The sequence below is a fragment of the Verminephrobacter aporrectodeae subsp. tuberculatae At4 genome (assembly GCF_000193225.1).
GTDB lineage: Bacteria > Pseudomonadota > Gammaproteobacteria > Burkholderiales > Burkholderiaceae_C > Acidovorax > Acidovorax aporrectodeae.
In genome coordinates, this window is sequence record NZ_AFAL01000424.1 from 1 (window position 1) to 16,689 (window position 16,689).

The 16,689-nt window shown below is 65.7% G+C and carries 16 protein-coding genes, 4 pseudogenes and 1 riboswitch; of the genes and pseudogenes, 10 read left to right on the forward strand and 10 right to left on the reverse strand.

Features of this window, described 5'->3' with window-relative positions:
- Positions 1 to 85: 85 nt before the first annotated feature.
- Entirely contained in the window at positions 86 to 1,168 is a 1,083-nt protein-coding gene (locus VTU_RS0113225; protein WP_040892795.1) for an anhydro-N-acetylmuramic acid kinase, read from the forward strand.
- Positions 1,169 to 1,240: 72 nt separating this feature from the next.
- On the opposite strand, the gene erpA is transcribed toward VTU_RS0113225, so the two are convergent.
- The 5 genes and pseudogenes from erpA to rplM form a co-directional block, all read right to left on the reverse strand.
- Positions 1,241 to 1,606 (reverse strand): iron-sulfur cluster insertion protein ErpA, encoded by a 366-nt coding sequence (gene erpA / locus VTU_RS0113230; protein WP_010104892.1) that lies wholly within the window; start codon positions 1,604 to 1,606, stop codon positions 1,241 to 1,243.
- A 60-nt stretch (positions 1,607 to 1,666) separates the two neighbouring features.
- Positions 1,667 to 2,068, reverse strand: coding sequence for a bactofilin family protein (locus tag VTU_RS0113235; protein WP_010104894.1), 402 nt, complete (start codon positions 2,066 to 2,068; stop codon positions 1,667 to 1,669).
- 105 nt (positions 2,069 to 2,173) lie between these two features.
- Positions 2,174 to 2,887, reverse strand: a complete 714-nt coding sequence (locus tag VTU_RS0113240) for a DUF6776 family protein (protein ID WP_010104896.1) — start codon at positions 2,885 to 2,887, stop codon at positions 2,174 to 2,176.
- 106 nt (positions 2,888 to 2,993) lie between these two features.
- Positions 2,994 to 3,386, reverse strand: a complete 393-nt coding sequence (gene rpsI, locus VTU_RS0113245) for a 30S ribosomal protein S9 (RefSeq protein ID WP_010104898.1) — start codon at positions 3,384 to 3,386, stop codon at positions 2,994 to 2,996.
- A pseudogene (rplM, locus tag VTU_RS0113250) lies at positions 3,383 to 3,825 on the reverse strand (50S ribosomal protein L13). The gene rpsI and the pseudogene rplM overlap by 4 nt, the downstream one beginning before the upstream one ends.
- Positions 3,826 to 4,008: 183 nt before the next feature.
- Between rplM and VTU_RS0113255 the strand changes: the two are divergent.
- The gene (locus VTU_RS0113255; protein ID WP_010104901.1) at positions 4,009 to 4,905 is read left to right on the forward strand and encodes a 23S rRNA (adenine(2030)-N(6))-methyltransferase RlmJ; all 897 of its coding nucleotides are present in this window, start codon (positions 4,009 to 4,011) and stop codon (positions 4,903 to 4,905) included.
- A gap of 25 nt (positions 4,906 to 4,930) precedes the next feature.
- On the opposite strand, the gene metF is transcribed toward VTU_RS0113255, so the two are convergent.
- From metF to VTU_RS0113280, 5 genes are all read right to left on the reverse strand, one after another.
- Complete coding sequence (metF, locus tag VTU_RS0113260) at positions 4,931 to 5,782, reverse strand: methylenetetrahydrofolate reductase [NAD(P)H] (protein WP_010104902.1); 852 nt, start codon at positions 5,780 to 5,782, stop codon at positions 4,931 to 4,933.
- On the reverse strand, positions 5,779 to 6,564 hold the full coding sequence (locus tag VTU_RS0113265; protein ID WP_010104904.1) for a TlyA family RNA methyltransferase: 786 nt from the start codon (positions 6,562 to 6,564) through the stop codon (positions 5,779 to 5,781). The genes metF and VTU_RS0113265 overlap by 4 nt, the downstream gene beginning before the upstream one ends.
- A gap of 13 nt (positions 6,565 to 6,577) precedes the next feature.
- Entirely contained in the window at positions 6,578 to 8,011 is a 1,434-nt protein-coding gene (gene ahcY / locus VTU_RS0113270; protein ID WP_010104906.1) for an adenosylhomocysteinase, read from the reverse strand.
- A 68-nt stretch (positions 8,012 to 8,079) separates the two neighbouring features.
- Positions 8,080 to 8,170, reverse strand: a riboswitch (S-adenosyl-L-homocysteine riboswitch).
- A 73-nt stretch (positions 8,171 to 8,243) separates the two neighbouring features.
- On the reverse strand, positions 8,244 to 9,311 hold the full coding sequence (locus VTU_RS30740) for a hypothetical protein (protein WP_010104908.1): 1,068 nt from the start codon (positions 9,309 to 9,311) through the stop codon (positions 8,244 to 8,246).
- 150 nt (positions 9,312 to 9,461) lie between these two features.
- Positions 9,462 to 9,833: a hypothetical protein gene (locus tag VTU_RS0113280; protein ID WP_010104909.1), complete on the reverse strand. Its 372-nt coding sequence runs from the start codon at positions 9,831 to 9,833 to the stop codon at positions 9,462 to 9,464.
- A gap of 36 nt (positions 9,834 to 9,869) precedes the next feature.
- On the opposite strand from VTU_RS0113280, the pseudogene VTU_RS0113285 reads away from it, so the two are divergent.
- The 8 genes and pseudogenes from VTU_RS0113285 to VTU_RS27185 form a co-directional block, all read left to right on the forward strand.
- Positions 9,870 to 10,106: pseudogene (locus VTU_RS0113285) on the forward strand (hypothetical protein); the annotation flags it as partial.
- A gap of 39 nt (positions 10,107 to 10,145) precedes the next feature.
- Entirely contained in the window at positions 10,146 to 10,430 is a 285-nt protein-coding gene (locus VTU_RS0113290) for a type II toxin-antitoxin system TacA family antitoxin (protein ID WP_010104912.1), read from the forward strand.
- A gap of 124 nt (positions 10,431 to 10,554) precedes the next feature.
- Entirely contained in the window at positions 10,555 to 11,025 is a 471-nt protein-coding gene (locus VTU_RS0113295; protein WP_010104914.1) for a (2Fe-2S)-binding protein, read from the forward strand.
- Positions 11,026 to 11,060: 35 nt separating this feature from the next.
- The gene (locus tag VTU_RS0113300) at positions 11,061 to 13,448 is read left to right on the forward strand and encodes a xanthine dehydrogenase family protein molybdopterin-binding subunit (RefSeq protein WP_010104915.1); all 2,388 of its coding nucleotides are present in this window, start codon (positions 11,061 to 11,063) and stop codon (positions 13,446 to 13,448) included.
- A 13-nt stretch (positions 13,449 to 13,461) separates the two neighbouring features.
- Positions 13,462 to 14,253 (forward strand): FAD binding domain-containing protein, encoded by a 792-nt coding sequence (locus VTU_RS0113305; RefSeq protein ID WP_010104916.1) that lies wholly within the window; start codon positions 13,462 to 13,464, stop codon positions 14,251 to 14,253.
- 144 nt (positions 14,254 to 14,397) lie between these two features.
- The gene (locus VTU_RS32780) at positions 14,398 to 15,216 is read left to right on the forward strand and encodes a DUF6602 domain-containing protein (protein ID WP_138927883.1); all 819 of its coding nucleotides are present in this window, start codon (positions 14,398 to 14,400) and stop codon (positions 15,214 to 15,216) included.
- 163 nt (positions 15,217 to 15,379) lie between these two features.
- Positions 15,380 to 16,299, forward strand: a pseudogene (locus VTU_RS27180) (AAA family ATPase).
- Positions 16,300 to 16,316: 17 nt separating this feature from the next.
- Positions 16,317 to 16,689: pseudogene (locus tag VTU_RS27185) on the forward strand (vWA domain-containing protein); the annotation flags it as partial.

The window sequence follows — 16,689 nt, forward strand, 5'->3', positions numbered from 1 at the left end:
ATCGGTCAGGCCAGCGTCGATTGATTCCTGCGCGCGCACCGCACAACGGGCTGGCCCGCCAGTGTCCGATCTGTACATCGGCCTGATGTCGGGCACCTCGCTCGACGGCATCGACGGGGTGCTGGCGGATTTCTCCGGCCCGCGCATGCGGGTCGCGCAGCACGCCAGCGCCGCATTCGCACCCGAGCTGCGCGCCGTGCTGCGCGACCTGAACACCCCCGGCGAGAACGAACTGCACCGCGCCGCGCTCGCGGGCAATGCGCTGTCCCGGTCCTATGCCCGGGTCGTGCAGACGCTGCTGGAGCGCAGCGGCGAGCCCGCCAGCGCGATCCGCGCGATCGGCGCGCATGGGCAGACCGTGCGGCATCGCCCCGGGGAGTTCGACGGCACCGGCTATACGCTGCAACTGGGCAACCCCGCGCTGCTCGCCGAGCGCACGGGAATCGCCGTGGTCGCCGATTTCCGCAGCCGTGACGTCGCCGCCGGCGGCCAGGGCGCGCCGCTGGTTCCCGCGTTCCACCAGGGCGTCTTCGGGCGCGCGCAGGAGACCGTGCTGGTGCTGAACGTCGGCGGCATCGCCAACCTCAGCGTGCTCGGGGCGGACGGCAGCGTGATCGGCTTCGACTGCGGCCCGGGAAACGCCTTGGTGGACGACTGGTGCCGGCAGCACACCGGCGAGCTGTTCGACAGGGACGGCGCCTGGGCCGCGCGCGGCCAGGTGCTGCCGCAGCTGCTGGCCGCGCTGATGCAGGAGCCCTTCCTGCAGCAGCCACCGCCCAAGAGCACGGGGCGCGATCTGTTCAATCCGGCCTGGCTCTCCGCCCGGCTGCGCTGCTGCGCGGGCGCGGCTGCGATCGACGTTCAGGCCACGTTGACGGAGTTCACCGCGCGCGCATGCATGCAGAGCGCCAGAGCCTATCCCGGCCAAATCCTCGCCGTATGCGGGGGCGGCGCCCTGAACACCCATCTGATGGAGCGCCTGCGGGTGGCGGCAGGCCCGTCGCTCCAGGTGCTGGCCAGCGACGCCCTGGGACTGCCCGCCCTGCAGGTAGAGGCCGCCGCCTTTGCCTGGCTGGCGCGCCAGACGCTGCGCGGTGCACCGGGCAACCTGCCCGGCGTGACGGGCGCAGCCGGCGCGCGCGTTCTGGGAACGGTGCATCCGGCCTGATCCGTCGCGCAACCCGCCCCCGCGGGGGCGAAAAAAAACCGCCCGAAGGCGGTCGTTTTCACGCGCGGCAATTTACGCGGAGAAGCTCGAACCGCAGCCGCAGGTGCTGGTCGCGTTCGGGTTCTTGATGACGAATTGCGCGCCCTGCAGGTCTTCCTTGTAGTCGATCTCGGCGCCGACGAGATACTGGTAGCTCATGGCGTCGATGAGCAGCGAGACACCGTTCTTCGTCATGGTGGTGTCGTCTTCGTTGGTGATTTCATCGAAGGTGAAACCGTATTGGAATCCCGAGCAACCGCCGCCCTGCACGAAGACGCGCAGCTTCAGCTCGGGGTTGCCCTCTTCGGCGATCAGGTCCGCCACCTTGGCCGCCGCGCTGTCCGTAAACAGAATGGGTTCGGGGATTTCGGTCTGGATGTTTTCTGCAACAGCGTTCATGGGGATACTCCGGGTTCAGGGGCTAAGGGGCAATACTACTGCCAAGCGCTCGGGTTCACATCACGGGTGGCTGGACGCCAACTCCAGTGGGGGCTTTCCTTCGACCAGCACGGCCGCCTCTGCGGGAACCAGTTGCCCGGCAACCACGGCCCCCTGGTGCATCTCCAGCGCCGCGTAATGCACGCTGCCCGTGACCCGCGCCCTGGGTTGCAACTCCAGGAACTGCGCATGCACGGGGCCGATCATCTGGCCGCCAATGACGACGTGGTGGGCGTGCACCGTGCCCTCGACACGGGCCGTCTCGGAGATCACGAGGATGCTGGGCTGCTCCGGCTGCGCGCAGATGTCCCCCACCACCTCACCGTCGATGCGCAGACCCTCGGAAAAATGCACCTCCCCCTCGATCCTGCTGCCCTGGGCGATCAGGCTTTTGATGGGGGGTTGCTTCTTGCGGGAAAACATAGGATCCGGGCTCCTGGAGATGCGGCTGGGCCAAGCGGCCGGCATGCGGGTTGGCAACGCCCGACGATACACCCACTCCCGGCTGGCGCATCTGCAAGCCGGGGCCTATTTGAGCGCCATGGTCTGCACGGCACGCACTGCCGTGCCTTCCAGCACACGTGCGGTAACAGTCTTTACCACGGTGTTCGGTGGCAGATCGAACACGCCCTCGACGCGGCGGTATTGCCTGAGCTGCAGCGGCTGCCCCTGCGGCGGCAGGGTCTGCGTCCAGGGCCTGCCGTCGCGGGTGCCGGCGAGCATCAGCTCCAGACTCCCGTTGAAGTCGGGCGCGTTGCGCGTGGCCTGAATGACCAGCACCTGCCAGCGCAACTGCATTCCCGCGAGCACTTCCGCCTGCAGGGCGCGAATCGCCGGCCCCTGCGTCTTGGCAGCGGGGATCAGCTTTTCGAAGAAGCCCAGGTCCTCGCGCAGCGTCTGGTTGTCCGCTTGCAATTGCCGCACCTGCGCCAGCAGGCTTTCCTTGGCGGCGCGCTCGGCGGCGAGCAGGCTTTCGGCCGTGAGCGCCACCGCCTGCCGCTGGCGCTCCTGCTCGTGCAGGCTGGCAAGCTCGCTCCTGAGCGCGAGCCACTCGGCGCGCGTGCCGGCATCCAGCCTGGCGACGACGGGTTTCCCGGAATCGAAAACCCGGAACGCGGCGACTGCGCACAGGCCCAGCAGCACGGCCAGGGCGAGCCAGCGAAAGGGCCAGGGCAGGGCGCTGCGGACTGCAACCCGGGGGGCGCTGATGGTCAGCCGGTGGCGCAGAAGGCGAAAGCGCATGGTGATGAGAAGAAAACCGCCCTTGGGCGGTTTTCTGCCGAGCAGGGCAGGGACACAGGGCCCCAAGCCGGGGATACCGCGCGCCGGGAAGGGAGTCCGGAGCAGCTCAACGCTTGGAGAACTGCTTGGCGCGGCGTGCGGAATGCAGGCCGACCTTCTTGCGTTCCACCTCGCGCGCGTCGCGCGTCACGAAACCGGCCTGGCTCAGGACGGGCTTGAGCGCAGCGTCGTAGTCGATGAGCGCGCGGGTGATGCCGTGGCGCGCCGCACCGGCCTGGCCGGATTCGCCCCCGCCGTGCACGTTGATGCGGATGTCGAAGCTCTCGGCATGGTTCGTCAGCGCCAGGGGCTGCTTGGCGATCATGATCGAGGTTTCGCGGCCGAAGTAGGACTGTATGTCCTTGCCGTTGACCGTGATCTTGCCGCTGCCTTTTTTCAGAAATACGCGCGCGACGCTGGACTTGCGCCGGCCCGTGCCATTGTTCCATGCACCAATCATTTCGAGGCTCCCTGGATTTCCAGCACCTTGGGCTGCTGGGCGGTGTGGGGATGCTCGGCACCACCGTACACCTTGAGTTTCTTGATCATCGCGTAGCCCAAGGGGCCCTTGGGCAGCATGCCCTTGACCGCTTTTCCAGCGCGCGGCCGGGGTGCTTGGCCTGCATGTCGCGGAAGTTCGTGGCCTTGATTCCGCCGGGGTAGCCCGAGTGCCGGTAGTACACCTTGTCCAGGGACTTGGTGCCGGTGACCTTGAGCCGGGCGGCGTTGACGATGACGATGTAGTCACCGGTATCGACGTGAGGCGTGTAGATGGCCTTGTGTTTGCCGCGCAAACGGAGAGCAACTTCGCTGGCTACTCGTCCGAGGACCTTGTCGGTCGCGTCAATCACAAACCACTCGTGCACGACCTCAGCGGGTTTTGCGCTGAATGTGGGCATGGGGGGTTCCCAAGAAAGGGTGGGGTGGTTTGGTGGTCCTTTCATCCACGGTCGGTGCAACTCTTGTTGGGAAGCCTCTCCGGTGGACGTCGATCTTCGCCGCGGGACCACGAAAACGCTGCGAAGCCCGCGATTATACGAACTTCTCGGGGGAGCGCGGCGCCGCGCCGTTACCATCGGAGCATGTTCAGCTATCGCCACGCCTTCCACGCGGGCAATCATGCCGATGTGCTCAAGCACACCGTGCTGATCGCCGCCTTGCAGCACCTCATCGAAAAAGACGCGGCTCTGACCGTGCTCGACACGCATGCGGGCGCGGGCCTGTACCGGCTCGACGGGGACTGCGCGCGCACCAGCGGCGAGGCCACGCACGGCGTGGCGCGTCTCTTCGCCGCCCCCGCGGTGCCGGCGTTTGCCCCGGCGTTGCAGTCCTACGTGGAGTTGGTGCGCGCCTTCAACCACCCCGGCGACACCCCCCGGGTGTACCCGGGCTCGCCCTTTATCGTGCAGCGCCTGCTGCGCGCGCACGACAGGCTCAAGCTGTTTGAATTGCATCCGACCGACCTGCGGTCGCTCGCGGGCAACGTGGCGCAACTGGAGGCGGGCCGCCAACTCGCCGTGCTGCATGAGGACGGCTTTGCGGGCGTGCGGAAATTCCTGCCCCCGCCGGCGCGGCGCGCCCTGGTGCTGTGCGACCCGAGCTACGAGATAAAGAGCGACTACGGCAAGGTTCTGGACTTCGCCACCGACGCGCTCGCGCGCTTTGCCACCGGCGCCTATGCGTTCTGGTACCCGATCATTCCCCGCCCCGAAGCGCATGGCCTGCCGCGCCGCTTGAGGACGCTGGCGAACCAGGCGGGCAGGGGCTGGCTGCACGCCACGCTGACCGTCAAGTCGAGCCGGATCACGGCAAGCGCCGACGGCGAGGTCAGGCGCCCCGGTCTTCCCGCGAGCGGCATGTTCCTGATCAACCCGCCCTTCACGCTGAAAGCGGCCCTGCAGGCCGCGTTGCCGCAGATGGTGCAGTTGCTGGCGCAGGACAGGCACGCCGCGCACACCCTGGAGTCATCCGGCGGCTGAGGTCCGGCGCGGGTGCGGGCGTGCGTCAGATCCCCAGCCGGCGGCAGATCTCCAGCGCCGCGGCGCTTTGGTTCAGCGTGTAGAAATGCAGCGCCGGCGCGCCTGCAGCGCATAGCCGATCGCACAGATCGGTCACCACGTCCAGGCCAAATGCCCGGATGCTGGCGCTGTCGTCGCCAAACGCCTGGAGCCGCAGGCGGATCCAGCGCGGAATCTCTGCCCCGCAGGCGTCGGCAAAGCGCATCAGCTGGGTCGAACTGGAGATCGGCATGATTCCCGGGACCACGGGCACCTCGGCGCCCAGCCGTTGGGCGTCTTCGAGAAAGCGCAGGTACGCGTCGCTGTTGTAGAAAAACTGCGTGATCGCGGAGTTCGCTCCGGCGCGCACCTTGGCCGCATACGCCTGGAGGTCGGCGTCGGGCGAGCGGGCCTGGGGATGCGTCTCGGGGTAGGCGGCCACTTCGATGTGGAAGTTGTTGCCGGTCTCGGCGCGGATAAAGGCCACCAGATCGCCCGCATGCTGAAACTCGCCGCCCAGGCCGTAGCCGCTGGGCAGGTCGCCACGCAGTGCGACCAGGCGTTTCACGCCCATGGCCTCAAGCGCGGCCAACTGCTCGCGGATCAATTCGTGCGTGGCGCCGACGCAGGAAAAATGCGCGGCCGCGCCCATGCCCTCGGCCAGAATTTCGCGCACGGTGGCGAAGCTTCCCGCCTGCGTGGAGCCGCCGGCGCCGTAGGTCACGGAGCAAAAATCCGGATGCAGCGTGTACAACTCCTGGCGCGCTGCGCGCAGCCGGTCCGCGCCCTGCGGCGTCTTGGGCGGGAAAAACTCGAAACTCACCGGAAAACCGGTGCCTTCTGCGCTGGCAGCAATCATGCGTTCCTCCTTGCGTAGACAAAAAACTCCCGGTTGCCGTCGCCCCCGCGGATCGGGCTGTCGATCCAGTCCCGGACCACGAGGCCAAGGTCGGCGCAGCAGCCCCGGATGCGGCTCTCCACCACCGCGTACAGCGCCGCGTCCCGCACGATACCGCCTTTGCCGATTTGCCCGGGTTGCAACTCGAATTGCGGCTTGACCAGCATCAGCAGATCGCCATCGGCGGCCAGCAGCGGCGCCAGCGCGGGCAGCACCAGCGTGAGCGAGATGAACGAGAGGTCACCGGTCACGATGTCAAAGGCTTCGGTGGCGGGTATGGCCTGCCGCGTCGCCGCGCACGCCTGCCGCAGAGCGCCTGCCGTGAGCGCGCGCGCATTCAGGCCCTCGACGCAGAGCACGCGCGCATCGCCGCCCAGCCGCGCGTGCAATTGGCCATGCCCCACGTCCACGCCCAGCACCTGGGCCGCGCCTTGCTGCAACAGGCAGTCGGTAAACCCCCCCGTGCCCTGGCCCACGTCCAGACAGCGCCGCTGCGCGACGCAAGGGCCGGCCGCGTGCAAGGCGGCTTCGAGCTTGATCCCCCCGCGCGAGACGTAGCGGGACTCGGCGCCGTCGAGCAGGCGCAACTCGGCGCCAACCGGAATCTCGTCCCCGTTCTTCGCCACCCGGCGCCACGGCGACCCGCAAGGCAGGCGCCATTCAACCCCCGACGCGATCAGCCGCTGCGCCTGCGAGCGCGTCGCGGCATTCCCGGATTGCAGCAAGAAAACATCTGCGCGCATCGGGCATCAGGCATCAGTAGCGGTAGGTCTCCGGCTTGTACGGCCCCTGCCGGGGAACCCCGATGTACGCGGCCTGCTCGGGCGTGAGTTCGGTGAGCACCGCGCCGACCTTCCGAAGGTGCAGGCGCGCGACCTTTTCATCGAGGTGCCGGGGCAGCACGTATACCTTGCCGCTCTGGTAGCGCTCGCGCTGCGTGAACAGTTCGATCTGCGCGAGCGTCTGGTTGGCAAAGCTCGACGACATCACAAAGCTCGGATGACCCGTTGCGCAGCCCAGATTCACGAGGCGGCCCTTGGCCAGCAGGATGATGCGCCGGCCGTCGGGGAAGATCACGTGATCGACCTGGGGCTTGACCTCCTCCCACGGGTACTGTTCCAGCGCGGCGACCTGGATTTCGTTGTCGAAATGGCCGATGTTGCAGACGATCGCCTGGTCCTTCATGGCCCGCATATGTTCGTGGCGGATCACGTCCCTGTTGCCCGTGGCGGTCACGAAGATGTCGGCCTTGTCGGCGGCGTACTCCAGCGTCACGACCCGGTAGCCCTCCATGGCGGCCTGCAGCGCGTTGATCGGGTCGATCTCGGTCACCCACACCTGGGCGCTGAGCGCGCGCAGCGCCTGCGCCGACCCCTTGCCCACGTCGCCGTAGCCGGCCACGCAGGCGATCTTGCCGGCGATCATCACGTCGGTGGCGCGCTTGATTCCGTCGAGCAGCGATTCGCGGCAGCCGTAGAGGTTGTCGAATTTGGACTTGGTCACCGAATCGTTCACGTTGATGGCACGGAACATGAGCCGGCCCTGCGCCGACATTTCCTTGAGCCGGTGCACGCCCGTGGTGGTCTCCTCGGTCACGCCGAGGATGCGCGCGCTCTTGCGGCGGTACCAACCCGGGTCGGCGGCCAGCCGGGACGCGATGGCGGCGAACAGGGCGCGCTCCTCTGCGCTTGCGGGCTGCTCCAGCACGGACGGGTCCTGCTCGGCCTGCCGGCCCAGATGCATCAGCAGCGTGGCGTCGCCGCCGTCGTCCAGAATCATGTCAGGCCCCTCGCCCTCGGTGTCGGCGGCGCCAAAGTCAAAGATGCGGTGCGTGTAGTCCCAGTAGTCGGCGAGCGTCTCGCCCTTGACGGCGAACACCGGCGTTCCGGTCGCGGCGATCGCGGCCGCGGCGTGGTCCTGCGTCGAGAAGATATTGCACGAGGCCCAGCGCACGCGCGCGCCCAGGGCCTGCAGGGTCTCGATGAGCACCGCCGTCTGAATCGTCATGTGCAGGCTGCCGGCGATGCGCGCGCCCGCGAGCGGCTGGCGCGCGGCAAACTCCTCGCGCAGCGCCATCAGGCCGGGCATCTCGGTTTCGGCGATGCGGATTTCCCTGCGCCCCCACCCGGCCAGGCCGATGTCGGCGACGCGGCAATCGGCATGGACGGGGGCCTCGACTCGTGCGTTCATATGGATGCTCCAAAGCAGGTTTGCCAAGCCACTACGCGCGGGAGGAGGACGCGCCCCATCGCACGCAAAGTGGATGAGCGTCGTTGCGCAAACAGGTTCTGCTGACTCCGAGCCTCACGCCCCGCCGGTGCTGGGGGCGCTGCAACGCTCCTCGGAGCCGCGGATTATAAAAAGTCCCCCGCGCGCCGCAAGGACGGCGCGGGCAAGCCGTGGCTCGCGGTCGGTACGGGGTTCAGGGCGTGGCGGAGAAGGGGACGTTGATGACAACGTCGCTCTCCATCTGGTCCTTGCGCCTCAGTGTCACTTGCAAAGCGCCCTTGGCGCCCCCGCCCACGAGGTAGATGCTCGCGGCCTGCTTGCCCAGGATCTCGCCTTCCAGACCATCAAGGGTAAAGCTGTGGTTGTATGAGGTGATTCCGGTCTGGACACTGGTGCGCTGCTGGCGCGAGGCGCTGTCGAGCCGCGAGTTCTCGAACTTCAACTCGGGCAATTCCAGCTGCATGTACTTCCGGGTTTTGGGATTGGTGTAGTCGATGCGGACCCCGGCGAGCCTGCCTGTGACCGTATCCAACTCGGTCTCGTAGGTAACGTCTTCTACCTCCAGAATGCGACCGTCCGTGCCGGTCAATGTCCAGACGGTACCCACATAGCGCACTTTCCGGGTCTTGGGGGCGTCGGCTTGGTCGGTAAGCACTCCGAACACGGTAGTCCAGGAGATTCCCGTCGTGTCGGGTGTGGTGGCGCGCTCGTCCTCGCGGAGTCCGATGCCCCAGAGGGTTTCCTTCCGATGGCCCATGCTTTTGATGAGTTCGACGGTGACGTTGCTCCCGCGATCACCTTTGTAGACATAGCGGATATCTTCCCCGGACTGGCTGCGTTTGCCCTCCCCGTAGCGCCTGCCATCCACGGTAAAGGCATTGCGCCCGGCCTGGATGCGGCGCCGCGCCATGCCGTAGGAGGTGATGGATATCTTGCCGACGGAGAAGAGTTCGTTCTCCATGTAGCCCGGGCCGTCGAAGTCGATCACCGAGCCGTTGGGGTCGCTGATGGCATCGAACAGCGCCTGTTCATCGGTGGAGGACGAGGTGGGCTGAATGCAGTTATTGCTGTTGGCATCGCGTTGGGCGCACAGCGCCCCGGCCGGAGCAATGAAGGGGTTGGCGGTTCTTGTGTCGTCAGCATCGTTGCCGGAGCCAGAGTCGCCGCTGCCGTTACTGCCGCCGCCTCCTCCGCAGGCGGCAAGGGTCAGGCCAAGAAAGCAGGCAGACAGCCAGGACGGTAAGCGGGTGCGGGGCGCCATGGCATGAGCCGGGGATGAGAGTAAATGTCGCATATTGGTGAATCAAAAAGCAAAGAGACGCAAGTACCATGCCGTCGTCTGGTGGTGCTGCGTGGGAGATGGCGCAGACCCCCACATACGTTCCGGGGTCGGCCGGCGGATCGTACAGGATCATCCGGCAAACCCGGCGCTGATCGACTCCAGGTAGTCGATCGCATCCTCCGTGCGTCCTTCCTGCACCAGTTGCAGCAGGGTTTTGTGGCGAAAGACGGGGATGGGCTCGTTTTTGACCAAAAAGATGGCGCGCTGGGCGTCCGGCTGCACGGCCATCGCGGCTGACAGCAAGCGCATCAGGTCACGCAACGCGCGCTGGAGCCGCGGGGACTCGGGGTGGGTGCGCAGTGTGTTGCGGTGCACTCCTGCCAGCGTGGCCAGATCCTGGTGTTGCAGGCCCAGGGTTGTGGCGATGTTGGCGGCCGAAAAGAGCGGGCTGTCAGTCTCCCGCGCCGATTCGAGCATGTCCGCAAAGGCAGTGGCAGTCATGGCGTTGCTCCGAAGCGTTGTAGCAGAGCACATTTTATGCATATTTTTCGCATTCCTGATTGCTTGCTCGGAGAGGCTGCGCCCGTGCAAGCAGGGCGCCCCGGACGCGGCCCGACCCTGAATGCGCAACACACCATCGTGCTGCGTTCCATCGTCCGTGAGCAACCCCACTGCCCGCTCGACGAACTCACCCGCGAGTCGTTCCGGCGTACTGGCACCAAGGTCAATCCGGTCACCGTGCGCAAGGCGCTTCGCCAAACTGGCATAGAGCGCTAGCATTCAGTCCATTTCTCGTATGTGGAGGGGCTTTCCATGCCTGCCGCTGCTCTCACCCGTTCGGCCCGGCTCGGACTGCGTGCCACGCCTGAACAGGAAGTCGTTCTGCGTCGCGCCGCTGAACTCGTGCACAAATCACTGGCGGATTTCATCCTCGATGCCGCGTGCCAAGCGGCAGAGCAGACCTTGCTCGACCAGCGATTGCTGATGGTTTCCGGCAGCCAGTACCAAGGATTTCTGGAAATGCTGGATCGTCCGGAATCTGACAATCCTGGCTTGGCCGATCTGTTCTCCCGGCACCCGGTTTGGACCAAGGGCTGAATCCGTGCGCGCCGCAGCCACCTGATTCCAGAAAACCAAGGGTTGTTCCCTAGAGGTCGGCGCATGGCTGGAGCAGAAGATGTGCGGGCTCAATCCAGCCAACACCTCTTCAGGAGACAGCCAGATGCAAGTCCAGTTCACGGTCAACGGGCGCGCGCTCAGCGTTGACGTTCCACCGAATACCTTGCTCGTTCACGCGCTGCGCGAGCAGCTTGCGCTGACCGGCACCCATGTGGGTTGCGACACCAGCCAGTGCGGGGCCTGTACGGTGCTCGTGAACGGCGACGCGGTGAAGTCCTGCGCCATGCTCGCGGTGCAGGCGCAGGGGGCCGAGGTGACCACCATCGAGGGCCTGGCCGCAGCCGATGGCACGCTGCACCCGATGCAGGCGGCGTTCAAGGAATGCCACGGTCTGCAATGCGGCTTTTGCACGCCCGGCATGGTGCTGAGCGCGGTCGATCTGTGCCGCAACCATCCCGACGCGAGCGAAGAAGAGATCCGCGAACTGCTCGAGGGCAATATCTGCCGCTGCACCGGCTACCAGAACATCGTGCGCGCGGTGCAGACCGGCCAAAAAGCCATGGCCTGCGCCTGACCCCCGCGCACAACGACTCTGAGGAGACAAGGACCATGGGTGCATCCGATTTTTCCAAACTGCCGTACATCGGCGAATCGCTGCGGCGCAAGGAAGACTACCGCTTTCTGACCGGCGCCGGGCAGTACACCGACGACGTGGTGCTGGCCGCGCAAAGCCACGCCGTGTTCCTGCGCTCGCCGCATGCGCACGCCAGGATCGCGCGCGTGGACACCGACGCCGCGCGGGCCGCGCCCGGCGTGCTGGGGGTGTTCACCGGCGCCGACGTGGCGGCCGACAAGGTCAACGGCCTGCCCTGCGGCTGGCTCATCACCGGCACCAACGGCGAGCCCATGAAGGAGCCGCCGCACCCCATCCTGGCGCAGGACAAGGTGCGCTACGTGGGCGACCACGTCGCCATGGTGGTGGCGCAGACCCAGCAGCAGGCGCGCGATGCGGCGGAACTGATTGCCGTGGACTACGAGGTGCTGCCCGCCGTGGTCAGCGTCTGCGACGCGGCCTCGGGCGCCGTCGCCGGCGCCGCCCTGCACGACGCCGCCCCGGACAACAACTGCTTCAAATGGGCGCTCGGCGACCAGGGTGCGGTGGACGCGGCGTTTGCCAACGCGGCGCACGTCACCCGGATCGACCTCGTGAACAACCGCCTGATCCCGAACGCGATCGAGCCGCGCGCGGCGATTGCCAACTACAACCGGGCGAACGACGAATACACGCTGTACGTGAGCAACCAGAACCCGCACGTCGAGCGCCTGCTCATGACGGCCTTCGTTCTCGGTCTGCCCGAGCACAAGGTGCGCGTGATCGCCCCCGACGTGGGCGGCGGTTTCGGCTCGAAGATCTACCTGTACGCCGAAGACGTGTGCCTGACCTGGGCCAGCAAGAAGCTCACGCGCAGCATCAAATGGGTGGCCGACCGCAGCGAGTCCTTTCTGTGCGACGCGCATGGCCGCGACCACGTCAGCCACGCCGAGATGGCGCTGGACAAGGACGGCAGGTTCCTGGCGCTGCGCGTGCACACCGACGCCAACCTGGGCGCGTACCTGAGCACCTTTGCGAGCGCCGTTCCGACCATCCTGTACGCCACGCTGCTCGCCGGCCAGTACACCACGCCGCTGATCCACGTGCAGGTGGACGCCTGGTTTACCAACACGGCGCCGGTGGACGCGTACCGCGGCGCGGGCCGGCCCGAGGCCACCTATCTGCTCGAGCGCCTGGTCACCCGCTGCGCCTGGGAACTGGGCCTGGACCAGGACGAGATCCGCCGGCGCAACTTCATCAGCACCTTCCCCCACCAGACGCCGGTGGCGCTGCAATACGACACCGGCGACTACCACGCCTGCATGGCGCAGGCGCAGCAGCTGGCCGACGTGGCGGGGTTCGACGCGCGCAAGGCGGCGAGCGCGGCCAAGGGCCTGCTGCGCGGAATCGGCTATTCGTCGTACATCGAGGCCTGCGGCCTTGCACCGTCGAACATCGCCGGCGCGCTGGGCGCGCGCGCCGGCCTGTTCGAATGCGGCGAAGTGCGCGTGCATCCCACGGGCAGCGTGAGCGTTTTCACCGGCTCGCACAGCCACGGCCAGGGGCACGAGACCACCTTTGCGCAGGTGGTCGCGGCGCGCCTGGGAATCCCGGTGGAGAACGTGGACATCGTGCACGGCGACACGGGCCGCGTGCCCTTCGGCATGGGGACCTACGGGTCGCGCTCGATCAGCGTGGGCGGCACGGCGATCATGAAGGCGCTGGACAAGATCGAGGCCAAGGCGAAGAAAATCGCCGCGCACCTCATGGAAGCCAGCGACGCCGACATCGACTTTGCCAACGGCGAATTCAGCGTGCGGGGAACGGACAAGAAAATCCCCTTCGGTCAGGTGGCGCTCACCGCCTACGTGCCGCACAACTACCCGCTCGACACGCTCGAACCCGGTCTGAACGAAACCGCTTTCTACGACCCGACCAATTTCACCTTCCCCGCAGGCACCTATATCTGCGAGGTCGAGATCGACCCCGCCACCGGCGCCACGCGGGTCGATCGCTTCACCGCGGTGGACGACTTCGGCACCATCATCAACCCCATGATCGTCGAAGGCCAGGTGCACGGCGGCCTGGTGCAGGGCATAGGGCAGGCACTGCTGGAAAACTGCGTCTACGACCGCGAAACCGGCCAACTGCTCAGCGGCAGCTTCATGGACTACGCGATGCCGCGCGCGGACGACTTCCCCCTGTTCAAGCTGGGCCATGTGTGCACGCCCTGCACGCACAACCCGCTGGGCACCAAGGGCTGCGGCGAGGCCGGGGCCATCGGCGCGCCGCCCGCGGTGATCAACGCCGTGCTCGACGCGCTGCGCCCGCTGGGCGTGCGCGACTTCGATATGCCCGCATCGCCGCACCGCGTGTGGCAAGCAATTCAAAACGCCAAGGCCTGAGAGGAGAAGCAGCATGTACACATTCACCTACGAAACCCCCGCGAGCCTGGCCGACGCCGCGCAGCTGGCCGCTGCGGGCGGCAAGCCGATCGCCGGCGGGCAGAGCCTGCTGCCCTCGATGCGCCTGCGCCTGGCCAACCCCGAGCAGCTCATCGACCTCGCCGGCATCGCGGAGCTGGCCGGAATCCGCCGCGCAGGAAACGCGCTGGCAATTGGCGCCATGACACGGCACATGGACGTTGCGCGCAGCGCCGAGGTGCGCGCCGCGATCCCGGCGCTCGCCGACCTGGCAGCGCATATTGGCGACCGCCAGGTGCGCGCGCGCGGCACGCTGGGCGGATCGGTGGCAAACAACGACCCCGCCGCCTGCTACCCCAGCGCGGTGCTGGGCCTGGGTGCGACCATTTTCACGAACCGGCGCGAGATCGTGGCCGACGATTTCTTTCTGGGCATGTACAGCACGGCGCTGCAGGAGGGGGAATTGATCACGGCCATCCACTTCCCGATCCCGAAGCGCGCGGCCTACCTGAAGTTCAAGCAGGCCGCATCGCGCTTTGCACTGGTGGGCGTATTCGTCGCGCAGACCGACAACGGCGTGCGCGTGGCTGTGACGGGCGCGGCAAGCAGCGTATTCCGCCACACGGCGCTGGAGGCCGCGCTCACGCGCAACCTGACCCCCGAGTCGGCCGCTGCGGTAAAAATCGACGCCAGCGACCTGAATACCGACATCCATGCCAGCGCCATTTACCGTGCGCAGCTAATTAGCGTGCAGACGCAGCGGGCGGTGGCGCGGATGTTGGGTTAATAATCATCACCTGCGCGGCACCGGGATCCTGCCATGCGGTTGTGGCGTGGCAGGGATTTTTTGAATCAAACATGCATCCGATTCACCGAAACAGAAGAGTTTCACAGAATACAGCGGGTGCCTTCATCCCCAACGGAGAACTATATGGCTAGCACCATTTTTAATGCGCTGCTTCGTGAGCAGGTCGATGTATTTCGTGCTGCCTTTAGCAAAACAGCTACAGATGTTTTCTACGATCCTGTCGAAAAGAAACTGCGTCATGCAGGGGAATATGGAGTTTTCCGCGAATCCATTGTCCGCGATTTCATGAAGTTCTTGGTTCCGCGGAACTTGGATATGTCAAGTGGCTTTGTTATAACCGCAAAAGACAGTGTGAGTACACAGGTCGATGTTGTTGTTTTTGATGCAGGTACGACACCTTTGTATATCGGGGGAGATCGCCAGCGTTTTTTCCCGGTGGAGTCGGTATTTTGTATTGGAGAAGTGAAATCGAATTTGAAAAAAAATGCTCTGAAGGATGCGCTTAATAAGCTTGCGGCTGTAAAGCGACTCAGTGAGGAAATGCTCCATCCATCACGCAAATTCGACTCAAAAATGGACCCGAGAGATCTTATGCCATCGTTCTTGATTTGCCAGAAATTTGACTTCGATCACACTCGTCTTGAACATGAATTAGACGAAATGTACGGGAAAGATATAGAACATCGGCACAAGCACAATTTTATTTTGAGTATTGATGATGGATTACTATGCTATGTTTCGGATAATTTTCATCTGCCATATCCAGCAATGGCCTTGCAGAATAAAAAGCATCGGTTTTTGTTGCCGGGAGAAAGTCAATATGCACATTTCAACACATTTTCAACGTTCATGTATATGGTAACTATTACTAGGTCACGCTATATTCCTTCTCTCAGCGACTATCTTGGACCACCTGGCGGGCCTGTCCGAGATCAGTCATAAAAAAGATGGATCCGTAATCTGCGAAGAATCTTAAAAATCCCAAGGCGTCTTTCAAAGGAATTCGGCGTGCCGTCATGCTCCCGCAACGTGGTAGGAGATGTCTGAATAAAATATGCCGTTGGCGTATGTAAATCATTCATCGAAAGCTATCAATAACACAGCAATGAACACCGCAGCCCCCACACCACCCTCCGTCGATACCCTGATACAAGCCCTCCAACACGCCGGCTATTTTGCCGACCGGCGCCTGGCCATAGCGCTGTTTCTGGCGCTGCGCCTGCAGCGCCCGCTGCTGCTCGAAGGCGCGCCTGGCGTGGGCAAGACGGCGTTGGCGCAGGCGCTGAGCCAGGTGCTGGGGCGCAGCCTGATTCGTTTGCAGTGCTACGACGGGCTGGAGCAGCGCGAGGCGCTTTATGAATGGAACTACGCTGCCCAGTTGCTGCACATGCGCGCTGCCGAAGGCCGGGGTGGCGCCGATATGGGGCAGTTGGAGCGCGAGGTCTACCAGGAGCGCTACCTGATCCGCCGCCCCCTGCTGCAGGCCCTGCAGGCGCCCGCGCCCGGCGCGGTGCTGTTGATCGACGAGGTGGACCGCGCCGACGAGCCGTTCGAGGTTTTTTGCTCGAGTACCTGGGCGAGTACCAAGTGAGCGTTCCCGAGATTGGCACCGTGCGTGCCACGGCCACGCCGGTCACCCTGCTGACGAGCAACCGCACGCGCGACCTGCACGACGCCGTCAAGCGCCGCTGCCTGTACCACTGGCTCGACTACCCCGAGCGCGCGCGCGAACTCGCCATCGTGCGCGCCCAGGCGCCCGGCGCGAGCGCGGCGCTGAGCGCGCAGGTCGCAGAGTTCGTCGGTCGCCTGCGCAGCCAGCCCTTTGCCGACGCCTTCCAGCGCGCTCCCGGGATTGCCGAGAGCGTGGAATGGGCCAGGGCCCTGGTCGCGCTCGACACCGTCGTGATCGACCCCGAGGTGGTGTCCGACACCGCGGGAATCCTGTTCAAACAGCGCGAGGACGTGGCGGCCCTGACCCGGGAGATGGCGCTGGAACTGCTCGGGCCGCTGCCGGCGCAGGCCTGAAGGACGCCGCTGTCCGCATGGCTTCGATCTCCCCATCCCCTGCGCTCACCCCCTGGGGCGACGCGCGCAGCGGCAAGCTGGCGGACAACCTCAGCGGCTTTGGCCGCGCGCTGCGCCGCGCCGGCGTTCCGGTGGACGCGGCGCGCATGGCGCTGGCCCAGCGGGCGCTGCTGCTGGTGGGCCTGCGGCGGGACGACTTTGGCGCCGCGCTCGAGGCTGTGCTGCTCAGCCGTGAGCAGGACCGCATGCTGTTTCGGGAGCTCTTCGACGCCTATTTCCGCAACCCCGAACTGGCGCAAAGGCTGCTCGCGCAGATGCTGCCCGGCGCCGAATCCCGGGCTGCCCGCGCGCAGCGCCGCCCGCGGGTGAGCGAGGCGCTGGCCCCGGTGC